The sequence below is a fragment of the Paraburkholderia steynii genome (genome assembly GCF_900100565.1).
Lineage (GTDB): Bacteria > Pseudomonadota > Gammaproteobacteria > Burkholderiales > Burkholderiaceae > Paraburkholderia > Paraburkholderia terrae.
In genome coordinates, this window is sequence record NZ_FNDI01000023.1 from 25,481 (window position 1) to 39,230 (window position 13,750).

Below are 13,750 nucleotides of genomic sequence, written 5' to 3' on the forward strand. Positions count from 1 at the left end.
CTGGGCGAGCGATGCGCGACCCGCCCGTGCGATCGTGCCGACCGGTCCGGTCCACTTCGGCTTCAGGCAATCGTAAGGTGAAACGCGCAATTAGCGCCCTACCGTACGCAACACCTACACTAGACAAGGCAAGTGCCGTTCTATTTTTTAAGCCCGCAACGGGAAACAGATTCCGGCGATGACGATGGATATCGAACTGTGGCTGGGCGGACTTGGGCTCGAGCAATACACACAGGCCTTCGCCGACAACGACATCGACGCGGCGATGCTGCCCGGGCTCACTGACGCGGATCTAAAGGAACTCGGCGTTCGCTCGCTCGGGCATCGCAAGCGGCTGCTGGCGGCAATTGCCCAGATGTCGGCTTCGGGAGCCGACGCGCCGCCTGCGGCCCCGCCCGCCCCCGATAGACCTGTCGCGCCCGCTGTCAGCGCGCCAGTGGAAGAGCGCAGGCAGGTCACCGTGCTCTTCGCCGACCTGTGCGGCTTCACTGCCCTCTCGCAAACACTCGATCCCGAAGAACTGCGTGAACTGATCGGCCGCTTCACCGGGCTGGTCGACGGCATCGTGCTCGCGTACGGCGGCACCATCGACAAGCACATCGGCGATGCCGTGATGGCGCTCTTCGGCGCGCCGCGGGCACACGAAACCGATCCGCTGCGCGCGGCCCGCGCCGCGCTCGATATTCACGACGCGCTCGACCAGTTGAGCGCGAAAAGCGCGCGGAGCTTGCAGGCGCATATCGGCATCGCCAGCGGCGAGGTGGTTGCGGGCGCAGTCAGCCGTGCCGATGCGCAGGACTACACGGTGCATGGCGACGCGGTGAATCTTGCCGCGCGGCTCGTCTCGGCGGCGGGCGCGCGACAGACGTTGTTGTCCGACGGTGTGCGGCGCGCGCTCGGCGACAGCGCGGTCTGCGAGCCGATCGGCGAGATGCACTTCAAGGGCATCGACGTGCCCGCGCGCGCGTGGCGCCTCTCCTGCGTGGTGCGCGAACCCGCGCGGGCGAGCCGCAGCCGGTTCGTCGGGCGCAGAGCGGAACTGGAACAGTTTCGTGGCATCGTGCGCGCGTGCGTCGAACAGCGAGCCGGACACGTCGTCTATGTGCGCGGCGATGCGGGCATCGGCAAGACGCGGCTCGTCGATGAGATGCGCGTGTTTGCTCACACGCATCGCTTCGCGGTGCATCGGGGCCTCGTGCTCGACTTCGGCGTCGGCAAGAGGCAGGACCCGGTGCGCGCGATCATCGACAGCCTGCTAGGCCTGTCACCCGCGGCGGATATCGAAGAGCGTAAGGCCGTGGCCGCGCGCCTTGTCGGCGATGGCGTCATCCAGCCCGAGCAGTGCGTCTTTCTCGACGATCTGCTCGATCTGCCGCAATCGGGCGAATGGCGCACGCTCTACGACGCGATGGATCACGGCGCGCGCAAGCGCGGCAAGCAGGCCGTCGTCGCGGCGTTGACGGCTGACGCATGCCGGCGCGGCGCGAGCATGATTGTCGTCGAAGACCTGCATTGGGCGGACGCCGAAGTGTTGGGCTATCTGTCTGCGTTCGCGTCTGGTATTGGAGGCGGCACGGGACTGCTGGTGATGACCTCGCGCATCGATGGTGATCCGCTCGATGCCTCGTGGCGCGCCCGGATGCGCGACACGCCGCTCGCGACGATCGATCTCGGTCCGTTGCGCCGCGACGAAGCACTGACGCTCGCAGGCAATTTCATCGACGCGACGCAGCGCGTGGCGCTTGCCTGCATCGAGCGCGCGGACGGCAATCCGCTGTTCCTCGAACAGCTTCTGCACAACGCCGAAGAAGGCAGCGGCGATGCCGTGCCGGCGTCGATCCAGAGTCTCGTGCTCGCGCGCATGGACCGGCTCGAAGCGCGCGACCGCGTTGCGTTCCAGGCGGCATCGGTGATCGGGCAGCGCTTCGGGCTCGCGCTGCTCAGACGGCTGATCGACGAGCCGGACTACGACTGCGGCACGCTGGTCGCCAATGCACTCGTGCTGCCCGAAGGCGATGACTTTCTGTTTGCGCACGCGCTGATTCAGGAGAGCGCGTACTCGACGCTGCTGCGGGCGCGGCGGCGCGAGTTGCATCGTCGCGCCGCCGACTGGTTCGCCGATAGCGACGCCGTGCTGCGCGCACAGCACCTGGATCGCGCCGAAGACGAGCGCGCGCCGCAGGCTTGCCTCGATGCGGCGCACGCGCAGCGGGCCGCGCATTTCACGGAATCCGCGCTGCTTCTGATCGAGCGAGGGCTTCGGATCGCGCAGTCGCCGCACGACAAGCATGCGCTGACGTGCTTCAAGGGCGAGTTGCAGTGCGATCTGGGCGACATTCCTGCGTCGATGGCCACGTATCGCTCGGCCGTCAATGCAGCGCCCGATGATGCTAGCCGTTGTGTCGCGCAACTTGGACTCGCGGAAGGCTTGCGGGTCAGCGAGGGCTTGAGCGAAGCGCTCGCGTTGCTCGACGCTGCGCAGCAGATAGCGGAACGCGAAGACAGCGTGAGCGAACTTGCGCGCCTGCACCATCTACGCGGCAATATCCTGTTCCCGCTTGGACGCATTGACGACTGCCGGATCGAACACGAACGCGGGCTCGCTTACGCGCAGCGGCTCGGCTTGCCCGAAGCGGAGGCACGCGCGCTGGGCGGTCTCGCCGATGCCGCCTATGCGCAAGGGCGGATGCGCACGGCATTCGAGCACTTCAGCCGTTGCGTCGCGTTGAGCCGCGAACATGGTTTCGGTCGCATCGAAGTGGCCAACCGGTCGATGCAAGGCTTTAGCCGTATCTATCTGAACGAGGCGCGCGAGGCCTGTGTCGATGCCGTCGCTGCGTCGCGCGAGGCGGCGCTTGTTGGGCAGCCGCGCGCGCAGTTGCTATGCGAAACGCTGGGCGTGTTCGCGTGCTACGAAACGGGCGACATGCGCGCGGCGCGGGTTCATCTCGAACAGGAAATGCGGTTGATCCGGCAACTCGGCGCGCGCCGCTTCGAGGCGCAGAACCTCGAGATGCAGGCGCGTGTGTTGCTCGAAAGCGGGCAGCGCGAGGAGGCGGCGCGTGTTTTGTGGGAGTCGTTGGCGCTGTGCCGTGAAGTTGGCATGCAGTTCAGCGCGCCGAAGGCATTCAGTGCGCTGAGTTGTGCTGTCGATGATGATGCCGAGCGGGTGCGCTTGCTTGCCGAGGGGGCCGATCTGCTGCGGCGCGGTGCGGTTGGTCACAATCATTTGTGGTTCTACCGCGATGCGATCGAAGCGATGCTGTCGGTGCGCGATTCAGTGGGTGCGCTGCGGTATGTCGAGGCATTGGAGCAGTACACGCGTGCGGAACCGTTGCCATGGGCGCAACTGTTCGCGGCCCGCGGGCGAGTGCTCGCTGCTGCGCTTGATGATTCCGTCGGTGATGCCTTGTTGCCAGAACTTCAGGCTGTGCGCGCGGCACTGGTGGTGGCGGGGTTTGATGGGGCGCGGCGTGCGGTGGATGCGGCGCTGGCGACCGTCCGGACCTCGGGAAAGGTTGATCGGTGACGAGCGAGAATGAATGCGTACTCGAAAGCCCCCCCAAGGCACTGTCAGTATTAAAACAAACCCGATGTTTCAACAGTCCGGCGAACGGCAGCGTACGAACTATGGCGAGTCCGCCTTCGAATTTAAGGTTTTTGACTTGAAGCCGATATAGATAATGCGAACTTTAGATACTCAGTCACGCCAGTTTTATCGCTTCATGCGCTCGCCTTCATTGTCCGCTCACATACCCAATGACGCATCATACTTCCATCCTGTTCGTTTCAATTTTGAGCTCTGTGCTACTGAGCGCCTGCGCGGGAACGCCGTCTCAGACTGCGAAGGACTATCGCCCGGAAACGGAGGCTCGCGTGCGTGTGTATTGGGGAGCAAATGTGACTTTCTACTTGAACACTGCGTGCGTTACAGGTGAGGCTAAGCACTTCGTCGCGTCCAAACCCGGCTTGTCGAGCCTGTCCAACAAGACCGTGGGCATGCCCGTGCCACCCGACGCCGCCCGTTATTTTCACGAGTACATTGTCCCGGCCGGCCAGCCGATAACCGTTCGTGCGCAGATTTCGAGCCAACAGTTGATCAACGGAAAGCAGTACAGGGTGACCGATCCGGCGACAGCTAGCACCTTCGTGCCCGAGCATGGGCACGACTATGAGATCCTGGTGCAAGACAATGATGGCCCTGACGAGATCTTTGCGCGCGAACTTGTCTCAAGTGGAAATGGCACCTCCACCGTACCGCATCCGCTCAAGTCAACGAGCTCCTGCAAGCCCTAGTGTTCCCCGTGCGTTCGATAGGCGCGAGAGCGAGCGCATCGAATTGGTCGCGCCAATACACACGACGCAGCTTGCTGATGAGATCGGCATTATTTTGAGCACATCTCGCGGCGTGTTGGCACCGACTCTATCGCAACATGTTGCTCGTTATGCTTTTGCATATCATCGGGAAGTCGGTAATTCGCCCCGATCCGGACGCTCACGACTGAACATCGAAGGTCCCTTTGTGTTAAGCGTTGTCCAACGCCTGCCCGCACGCGTCATCATGCACTCACAGGGCAGCGGACAAGGGCAGGCATCGAACAACGTTTAACAGTTTCTGCCGACCGCGTCGGACAGCAATCGGCCATGAACGGTCAGTCGATCCCGCTGCACATTGACGTCTCGGCGGCGGTTCCACATGTGAAAGCGGCCGCAAGTAACGAGGGCAGTGGCGTACGGCCCTTGCTTGCGCCATCGGAATTCAGCAAAACGACAGTGCCGTGGCTTCAGTGCAATTCGGTCACCGTCGCGCTCAGATTCGCAGCGATCTCGCGAGCGCGCTGTTTCTCGTCGTCGCTCAGGCGCTCGGCCAGTCTCGACTCGACGATCCTGATCGCAGCGGCATACGCCGGTATCCCACCATTCGCTTCGAAACCGGCGCGCGCGCGGGTTATCCATGCTGCCCCGATCGAACGGTCGCGCGGCACGCCGTTGCCGGCCAGAAAACGCATGCCGATGTCATATTGCATCAAGGGATTGCCCAGCAATGCCTCGTTCAGGCATGACAGACCGTCCCAGCGCTGGCGCAGTTCGCCCTCGGGCGTGAGTGAATCGTTGCGCCACAGATTCGACGCCGCGTCGGCGGGAACCAGCCAACGCCGCTGATTGCTGGCGAGCTCCGATTCCGCGCCCGTCGCCAACGCATGCAAAGCGAGCGCAATCTGCGATTGCTCCGCGCCGCCTCGCGCGCCTTGCTGATGCAGTTGCATCGCCTGCGCGGGGTTGCGCATCGCGCGCGGCCCGATTTCGTACAGGGTCGCGAGATCGCTGGCTGCCCCGTCGTCGCCGGCCGCCATCGCTTTTCCTAACCAGACGCGGCCCGCGTCGGGATTGCGCTCGACGCCGCGTCCATAGGCGTACGCAACACCCACCATCCGTTTGGCCTCTGCGTCGGCGGGCGCCGCCTTCGATGCCCACGTGAGCGCCTCATACTCGTCGACTCGGCCGCCCAGGCCCGTGAAGAGATGCCATGCGAGCGACGTTTGAGCCGATGTGTTGCCCTGTTCCGCAGCACGCCGGAACCAGTACGTCGCCGCCGACAGATCGGGCGTGACGCCTTCGCCGAGATCGTAGCTGTCGCCGAGCATCGACTGGTATTTCGCGTCGCCTTGATTCGCGACCGTCCATTGCCAGTACACACGATCAGTGTCGTTGGCGATGCCGTTACCCTTGTCGGCAAGAGCTTTCATCGCCATCGTGTTGCCGCTGCGTGCGGCGGCCGGACACCAGCGCGCCGCATAGTCGGGACGACGTTGCACGCTCGGACTCCCGAACGCGTACGCGCTGCAAAGCCATGCTTGCGACGCCGGATCACCGAGTTGCGCGCCTTGGGAGAACCAGTTCAGCGCTGCGCCAGCGTCGTGCTTGCCCGCGATGCCGCGCGCGTACGTATAGCCGAGTACGCCGTAAGCCGCGGGGACACGGCGTGTCGCAGCCGCTTCGAGCCACTCGACGCCCGTCTTTCCCGCCAGAGACTGATGATGTTCCGTCAGATACACGCCGAGCGACACGCTGCTCGCGGAATCGCCCGCGTCCGTCGCGAGCGTCAGGTAATGCAGCCCGAGAGACTCGTCGCGCGGCACATCGGTACCCGCGAGATATTGGTTGCCGATCCAGCGCGCCGCCTCTACGTTGCCACGGTCCGCAGCGAAGCGATACCAGCGCATCGCCTGGTTCTTATCGACGGGCGTGCCTTGCCCCTGCCACGCCCAGGCGGCCGCAGTGACCGCCGCGGCGGTGCTGCCGCGCTCGGCGCCCTGTCTGGCCAGCCTGAATGCCTTGACGGGATCGACCGGCTCGCCTTCTCCGCGCAGTGCATACACCGCGAGATTGAGCGAGGCGACGGCAAGCCCCTGCGCCTGCGCTTTTGCAAACCACTTGTGCGCTTCGGCTGGGTCCTTGTGCGTGCCCCAGCCTTCGCGGTACATCACGCCAAGATCATTTTGTGCCGATGCCGAACCGGCGTCCGCTGCGCCACGCATCCAGCCCAGCGCGGCTTCCAGGTCTACGGGACCGCCACGGCCGGTGCGATAGAGTCCGGAGAGCGCGGCACAAGCGGCGGCATCGCCTTCGAGCGATGCCTTTCGGTACCAGTCGCGCGCCTCGACATCGTTCTTTGCGACGCCGGTGCCGGTTGCATAGAGATCGCCAACCCTGCGCTGCGCGTAGACCGAACCTCGCGTTGCTGCGCGCAACATCAGAGCGAATCCACGGCGGCCGTCACGCGGCGCACCTACGCCCTCCAGATATGCATCGCCCAGCACTGCCTCGGCAGCGAGGTTGCCCTGGCGCATCGCCGCGCGCAACCACCCAATGCCGTTTGCGGGATCGCGCGGCACGCCTTCGCCGCGCAATAACGCGAAGCCGAGCAGGAACTGGGCGCCCGCATCGCCACCGGTCGCACCTCGGATCATCCACGAAGCGGCGACGGCGGGGTCGCGCGGCACGCCGCGCCCGAACGCAGCAAATTGCGCCGCGTTAGCCGCGCCGTTCGCGGAGCCTGCGTCGGCGGCCTGGATGAAGTACCGGTACGCGGCCGTGTTATCGACCGGTTGTCCCTCGCCGTTCGCGCTCATCGCGCCGAGCACATCGGCCGAGACTGCATCGCCTTGCGCAGCAGCCGATTCGAACCACTTGCGCGCCGCCGCGTAGTCCTGAGGAACCGCCGTGCCATCGCGATAGACGTTCCCGAGTATGCGGTGCGCGAGCAGCGATCCTTCGAGCGCCGCTGACTCGAGGATTGCGACACCGCGCTGGGTGTCGCGCTCCCCGCCGTAGCCGTACGTCATCATCTGGCCGTACAGCGCTCGCGCGGTCAAGTTGCCGCGCGTGGCTTCGTCCCTGCAACGCGTGCGTTCGTCTTTCGGTTTGTCGAGCGGCGACGCGCTCCAGAAGCGATAGTCGAACGCCAGGGCGCAGGGCGTCGTTCTGTCTTCGATCGTCATTAATGGCGCCACGGCAGGAAGCTGAGTGCCGGAAAGCAGCGCGACGGGAGCAGCGTGCGGCGGCGCGGGTAACGCCATGGCCGCGACGGGCAGCCCCGCGAACGCAGCGCGCAGCAACGTGCCGACATTGCGACGCGCGCCTTCGCGTTTCATGTGTCGCACCTTCATGGCTACTGCACGGTCACGTTTTTGATGACGATGTCGGTGTGGCCGTCCTCGTCGTCATACGAGGTCCACCATGGGATGCCATAGTTCACGAGCAACGCGACGTTGATGAGCTCCGTGCTGCCGCTCTTCTTCACGAATTTGCAATGCAGTTCGACCGCGTCTCCATCGAGCGACCTGAAGACCGTCGACGCGGGAACCGTCTTGCCGACCTCGCACGTTCTGGCCGTCTCGCCGTACTCCGAAGGCAGGGGAACGGGGAACGCGATGCTGTGCCCTTCAAAAAGCTGCAGACTCGCGACCTCGACGGCCGTGTCGTCCTTCAACGTGCCGAGCGGCGTCAGTTCGGACCCGACGTTTTGCCGCAGCAGGTCTGCGACACCGTAGCTCAGATAGAAGTCGGACCAGTCCTTCCTGGGGGAGTCCACGCTTGGCGTGACGAGTTCGGCGATCACGCCATTATTACGACGGTTCACGAACGTGTCCTTGAACGGCGAAGGTTTGTTCGGGTTCGACTGATCACGCCATTCGGCGTCAATCACGAGACGCGCATACGGCAAAGGGCGACTGCCGTTCGCCGGCAACTTCCGGCGGATCGGATCGGGCAAGCGCCGTTCGTCGAACATGTCGTCGAGATACGCGGATGGGTCGGCCAGCACCTTCGCGCGCGCCGATGGTTTCTGGTCGAGAGTCTGAAAAAACTCGTAGGTTGCGCGTTGGCGCGATGCCGGTGGCATTGCATCGATCGCGTCCACACCTGCGCTCACCAATTCACAGAAGTTTGGCTTAACCTTCGCGCTTAATTGAGGCGTCAGTTTTGCTACGAGTCCCGATTCGAGGTCCGATTCAGCGGCTAGCAGTTCCGCAGTGGTGTATCGCTCGTCGTACGAGTCGGGCATGCTGCGACCGATCGAAATCTCCACGATATCCAACAAATCCTTGAAGCCATGTGGCGAAAGCGTTTTTGCCAGCAGAACGAAGTCGCGCCCATTGGCGGTGAGGGCGTCGCAATCGCCTTTCTTGCCTTGTGCCAGATCTTTCATCAAGTGCAGCACTCGCAAGCGATCGTCGGGGGATAGCTGGCCGCCGAACATCCCCCGCGATTGCGAAAACTTGCTGAACTTCTCGCGGTATTCTGCGTCGGCCGCGATCCGCGTGAACACCTCCACCAGCAAACGGCCGTTGTCCGAAGCAGGATCGAGTCCCGACTGGCTTAAGAATTGGCGGATACGCTCATTGGTCACAGCCGCGGGATTGACCGGCGCGGTTGTCGGCGCTTCTGATTCGGGCGCAACAGGCTGCGTGCTTCGCATATCGAGTGCATATGCGCTTGCTACCGTGAAAAACAGCACTACCCCGTAGAAACTGGTCTTTAGCTTCATCTTGTTCGAATGTTCAAATGGCCATTGAACCGGCGACCCGACGCCCAGGCTCACCGATTCATTCAAGCGGCATACATGACGAGGATGCGGCAGGATGAGATATCGGCAAGTCGGGGGAATTCTTGAACAATGGCCGGCTTCATCATCCTGGTTGTGCTTCTCTCGCAGGCGCAAAACGGTCGATTGAGATTCCCAAGTCCAAGGTATCTCAGTCATCCTTTTCTCGCGACGTATGAAACTCCTTGGGCAGCATCCTCCGGCATGGCTTCTACGATCGCTCGCTATCTGCCAACTCGCGGACGAATGGCCGCTACTGAACCAAGAGCCGCTTTTGCCGAGGTTTTATTGCGAAAGGCAGCAATGGGTCGACTCCGGAAGGTCGGCGGTCGTGCAACTCTCTCGCAACTGCGCCGAACCGGTAGTTCCGGGTTCGGCCAGTTTGGGACATTCGACATGGCTCCACAAATCGTCGACAATGCCGCAGTCTTTCGTTGTGAGCGAACCGTGGGCACTCGGGTTTGTCAGGCAACGATCGGCGTCGAGATTGACTATGTGACTTACCGGTTTTCACAATAAGAAGTGACGACACAATGGGAATTGCACTCGCAGGCATTGGATTTCGTACGGAAATCCAAACTGAATCGACAGCAGAACTCGTTTCCAAGCTGTTCAATAAGAACGTCGCGCAAATAGAAGCGCCGGACCGTGGTGAATTTGACATTAGGTCTCGAGGCGATGTCATGGTGCAATTCTTCGACAACGTCTGCTTTGTTTATAGTCACGATCTTGTTTGGCACATACTGTCAGATCCAACGATCGATGGTCAGCCACTTATCCCAGTGACCGGATCACCAGACCTTCTGCTTGCTTTTTGTCAGTACGACTCAGGCGGGAGCTATGGCTATACCTTCTTCGAGCGTGGCGCACGAACTCGGTCAAGACTTCAGACGACCGGGGTCCGAGGATTGCCTCCGATACTCGAATGCGGCACGCCGAAGGACTTCGAGGTTCACTGGTTTTCAGCGTCAACATATTTTGAGGAAGACGATTGTCCACGGGAGGAATGGCAGAAGATATTTACCCGGGACAATGGTGCAATACGCATCGCAGAATACGACTTGACGAAGCGCTTACTATATGAGGCGTTGCTCACTAATTTCGGCGTTTGTCCATGGGAAACGGATCGTCAATCCGAGACATTCTTTTTCAGACTCCAAGGGGCATGAGCGCGGGCGTCGGATGCGGCAAGAACGACTGCTTTTGAGCTGCCTGAAGGGCCGCTCCGGGTCGAATTCACCCACTGATCGATGCATGAAGCTGCCATTCGAAGTCGACACGCGACGAATCGCCGGTCTGAGTCGTTGAGCGGCCTTCGCCGTGCCGATAGGCGAAAGTCGGCAATGGCCGAAACGTGCGCATAGCTAATCCGGCAGGTTCCGGAGTCTTCCCGCCATGCGCACACACTCCGCAAAAGCGCCCTAAAGAATTCTATCCAACGCCTTAGCGAGCCTGGCGACCGCGCCTTCGACGTCATGCAGTTTATCCAGGCCAAACAACCCCACCCGGAACGTCTTAAAGTCTTCCCCCTCATCACATTGAAGAGGAACGCCAGGCGCGATCTGCAAGCCAGCATCGGCGAATTTCTTCCCGGACCGCATACCGTCATCATCCGTATAGCTGACCACAACACCCGGAGCCTGGAAACCTTCCGCCGCCACGCTTTTAAAACCTGCACCCGTCAAGAGTGAGCGAACGCGCTTACCGAGTTCAATCTGCTCCGCTCTAACTTTGTCAAAGCCGTATGCCTCAGTCTCCTTCATGACATCACGCAGTATCGCGAGACTGTCCGTGGGCATCGTGGCGTGGTACGCGAACCCACCGTTCTCGTAGGCCTCCATAATCTGCAGCCATTTGCGAAGATCGCAAGCGAAACTGGTGCTAGTCGTTGAGTCGATTCTTTCGCGAGCAAGTGGACTGAGCATGACCAATCCGCAGCACGGTGACGCGCTCCATCCCTTTTGCGGTGCGCTGATGAGCACATCGACGCCACTGGCCTGCATATCCACCCAGACCGTACCGGAGGCGATGCAATCCAGCACAAACGTGCCGCCGACGCCATGAACGGCATCAGACACCTCGCGCAAATAGTCATCCGGCAGCATCATCCCCGATGCGGTTTCGACATGCGGCGCAAAGACCAGATCCGGCTTGTTTTCCTTGATCGCAGCGACCACCTCTTCGATCGGAGCCGGTGCATATGCGGCCTGCCTTCCTTGTTCGACGGGACGCGCCTTCAACACCGTCGATTCAGACGGAATGCCGCCCATGTCGAAAATCTGCGACCAGCGGAAACTGAACCAGCCATTGCGGATGACCAGACACTTCTTGTTTGTCGCGAACTGCCGGGCAACGGCTTCCATGCCGAACGTCCCGCTGCCCGGGACGACAACAGCCGACTTTGCGTTGTAGACTTTTTTCAGTGAGGCGGAGATATCGCGCATGACTCCTTGAAAGAGCTGCGACATATGATTGATTGATCGGTCGGTGTAAACGACCGAATATTCGAGGAGCCCCTCGCGGTCGACATCGGGAAGTAGACCTGGCACATTCGCCTCCGGTAATAATCGAATAAACGAATCGAAAACAGATTCTAACGAAAGCCACCTGCAACGCCATCGGCCGAGACGCCCCCGTTACCCATCCAGCAAGTGTTGGCAGGGACCAGCCGCCGAGTCACGCCGGTTGAAAATGCTGCGCGGCAACAACCGGCACGATTGTTTAGCTTCGCCCGAGCGTGGCTTCAAGATGAAACTCTCCTCTTGCTTGTAGGAGTGTGCCATGAAGACCGAACAATGCAGTGAGGCATGGAACACTTTAGTCGGTTCGAGTAAAGCGGCTGTGCCGTCCGCAACTTTTCGACGCAATATGTCCGTCAGCATGCGGTCCGAGCGTCATTGTGATGGCGACCTGATGAATTCACCCGCCTCAACCTCATGACGGAGACTCATATGCAATACCTGTTGATGATCTATTCGGAAGAAGGCCGCTGGAACCAGATGACGGACAGCGAGCGTCAGCAAGGCGTCGCCGCGTATCAGGCGTACACGGAATCGTTGAAGAAAGCGGAGGTGCTGGCGGGCGCAAACCGGCTACAGCACACGAACGCGGCCACCACGGTGCGGCTCGTCGACGGCAAGCCGCAGGTGCTTGACGGACCCTTTTCCGATTCGAAAGAGCAGCTCGGCGGCTACTACCTGATCGACGTGCCTAACCTGGACGCGGCGATCGCGTGGGCGTCACGTTGTCCCGGCGCGGGGTACGGCACCATGGAAGTTCGCCCCATCTGGACGGCTCCCTACGACGCGCCATCCGCTGCATGAGTCCGTCCGGCGGCGACCGTGACGCCGACGGCGAGGCACGTTCGATTGCCGAGGCGGTCGCCCGCCGCTGTTACGGCAAGCTCGTCGCGCTGCTGGCGATGCGCACGCGCGACGTCGCCGCAGCCGAGGACGCGCTCGCCGACGCGTTCGCGGCCGCGCTCGCCGATTGGCCGGAGCGCGGCTGCCCCGCGAATCCCGAAGCGTGGCTGATGACGGTCGCGCGCCGCCGTGCGATCGACGGCGCGCGCCATCGCCGCGTCGGCGACGAAGTCGTGAACCAGCTCGCGATCCTCGCCGACGAGATCGACGAGCGTGAAGCAGGCGCGTTGCCCGACCGGCGGCTTGCGCTGCTGTTCGCCTGCACGCACCCTGCCCTCGAGGCTGCGATTCGCACGCCGCTGATGCTGCAGGTGGTGCTGGGGCTCGAAGCGAAGACGATTGCGTCCGCGTTCCTGATGTCACCCGCGGCGATGAGCAAGCGCCTCGTGCGAGCAAAGAACAAGATCCGTGAAGCAGGCATTCCGTTCAGCGTGCCCGAGCGCGAGGAGTTGCCCGGTCGGCTCGATGCGGTGCTGGAAGCGGTTTATGCGGTCTACGCGGAAGGATGGGCCGACCCGGTTGGCGGCGATACCGAGAGGCGCGATCTCACGGGCGAGGCGCTGTTTCTTGCGCAACTGCTCGTCGAACTGCTGCCCGAGGAGCCGGAGACGCTGGGGCTGCTCGCGCTGATGCTGTATGCGCAAGCACGTTGCGACGCGCGACGCGATGCGGCCGGCGATTACGTTCCGCTGTCGGCTCAGGATCCGGCGACATGGAACACGCCGATGATCGACGCAGCCGACGCTATGCTGCATCGCGCGAACGCGTTCAACGCAATCGGACGCTTTCAGCTAGAGGCCGCGCTGCAGTCGGCACACATATACCGTTGCCGCACCCATCGTCCGAACTGGGACGAGATCGTACAACTTTATGATGCCCTGCTCACGATTGCAGCGTCGCCGGTGGTCGCCGTGAACCGCGCGCTCGCGCTGGCGGAACGGGACGGTCCACGGGCGGCGCTCGACGCGCTCGAGCCGTATGCCGACGATCCGCGACTGGCCGACTACCAGCCGTACTGGGCCGCGCGCGCCGATCTGCTCGCGCGTGCCGGCGCGACGGCCGAAGCGCTCTGCGCGTACGATCTTGCGATCGGCCTCGTGCGCGATCCCGCCGTGCGCCGGTTCCTGCAGCGCAAGCGTTTCGAGTTGTCATCGGCGAGCAGTTAGCCTGGCGCCTTGCGTCTGTCACGCGAGGTCATATACTGGCTGAGTCTGCCTGCTGT

General features: G+C 62.4%; 9 protein-coding genes. 6 read left to right on the forward strand and 3 right to left on the reverse strand.

Features of this window, described 5'->3' with window-relative positions:
* Positions 1-178: 178 nt before the first annotated feature.
* Positions 179-3,529, forward strand: a complete 3,351-nt coding sequence (locus tag BLT65_RS32405; RefSeq protein ID WP_091785784.1) for an adenylate/guanylate cyclase domain-containing protein — start codon at positions 179-181, stop codon at positions 3,527-3,529.
* Between the two features lie 371 nt (positions 3,530-3,900).
* A complete protein-coding gene (locus tag BLT65_RS32410) occupies positions 3,901-4,296 on the forward strand; it encodes a hypothetical protein (RefSeq protein ID WP_244186809.1) in 396 nt (131 codons plus the stop codon).
* A gap of 488 nt (positions 4,297-4,784) precedes the next feature.
* Here BLT65_RS32410 and BLT65_RS32415 read toward each other — a convergent pair whose 3' ends face one another.
* Together BLT65_RS32415 and BLT65_RS32420 are read right to left on the reverse strand one after the other, a co-directional pair.
* Positions 4,785-7,655: an SEL1-like repeat protein gene (locus tag BLT65_RS32415; RefSeq protein WP_244186811.1), complete on the reverse strand. Its 2,871-nt coding sequence runs from the start codon at positions 7,653-7,655 to the stop codon at positions 4,785-4,787.
* A 17-nt stretch (positions 7,656-7,672) separates the two neighbouring features.
* On the reverse strand, positions 7,673-9,049 hold the full coding sequence (locus BLT65_RS32420; protein WP_091786101.1) for a hypothetical protein: 1,377 nt from the start codon (positions 9,047-9,049) through the stop codon (positions 7,673-7,675).
* A gap of 129 nt (positions 9,050-9,178) precedes the next feature.
* On the opposite strand from BLT65_RS32420, the gene BLT65_RS46720 reads away from it, so the two are divergent.
* Together BLT65_RS46720 and BLT65_RS32425 are read left to right on the forward strand one after the other, a co-directional pair.
* On the forward strand, positions 9,179-9,625 hold the full coding sequence (locus BLT65_RS46720) for a hypothetical protein (RefSeq protein WP_143036608.1): 447 nt from the start codon (positions 9,179-9,181) through the stop codon (positions 9,623-9,625).
* A 14-nt stretch (positions 9,626-9,639) separates the two neighbouring features.
* Complete coding sequence (locus BLT65_RS32425) at positions 9,640-10,275, forward strand: hypothetical protein (protein ID WP_091785790.1); 636 nt, start codon at positions 9,640-9,642, stop codon at positions 10,273-10,275.
* Between the two features lie 252 nt (positions 10,276-10,527).
* On the opposite strand, the gene BLT65_RS32430 is transcribed toward BLT65_RS32425, so the two are convergent.
* Positions 10,528-11,655 (reverse strand): aminotransferase class V-fold PLP-dependent enzyme, encoded by a 1,128-nt coding sequence (locus BLT65_RS32430; RefSeq protein WP_091785793.1) that lies wholly within the window; start codon positions 11,653-11,655, stop codon positions 10,528-10,530.
* A gap of 402 nt (positions 11,656-12,057) precedes the next feature.
* On the opposite strand from BLT65_RS32430, the gene BLT65_RS32435 reads away from it, so the two are divergent.
* Together BLT65_RS32435 and BLT65_RS32440 are read left to right on the forward strand one after the other, a co-directional pair.
* Complete coding sequence (locus BLT65_RS32435; protein ID WP_091785796.1) at positions 12,058-12,429, forward strand: YciI family protein; 372 nt, start codon at positions 12,058-12,060, stop codon at positions 12,427-12,429.
* Positions 12,426-13,694 carry an RNA polymerase sigma factor gene (locus tag BLT65_RS32440; RefSeq protein ID WP_091785799.1) on the forward strand — a complete coding sequence of 423 codons (1,269 nt, stop codon included), beginning with the start codon at positions 12,426-12,428 and terminating at the stop codon, positions 13,692-13,694. Before BLT65_RS32435 ends, BLT65_RS32440 begins: the two co-directional genes overlap by 4 nt.
* The last annotated feature ends 56 nt before the right edge of the window (positions 13,695-13,750 follow it).

Coding starts and splice junctions, on each gene's coding strand:
- BLT65_RS32405 (WP_091785784.1), top strand. CDS start 179: ATGACGATGGATATCGAACTGTGGCTGGGCGGACTTGGGCTCGAGCAA.
- BLT65_RS32415 (WP_244186811.1), bottom strand. CDS start 7,655: ATGAAACGCGAAGGCGCGCGTCGCAATGTCGGCACGTTGCTGCGCGCT.
- BLT65_RS32420 (WP_091786101.1), bottom strand. CDS start 9,049: ATGAAGCTAAAGACCAGTTTCTACGGGGTAGTGCTGTTTTTCACGGTA.
- BLT65_RS46720 (WP_143036608.1), top strand. CDS start 9,179: ATGGCCGGCTTCATCATCCTGGTTGTGCTTCTCTCGCAGGCGCAAAAC.
- BLT65_RS32425 (WP_091785790.1), top strand. CDS start 9,640: ATGGGAATTGCACTCGCAGGCATTGGATTTCGTACGGAAATCCAAACT.
- BLT65_RS32435 (WP_091785796.1), top strand. CDS start 12,058: ATGCAATACCTGTTGATGATCTATTCGGAAGAAGGCCGCTGGAACCAG.
- BLT65_RS32440 (WP_091785799.1), top strand. CDS start 12,426: ATGAGTCCGTCCGGCGGCGACCGTGACGCCGACGGCGAGGCACGTTCG.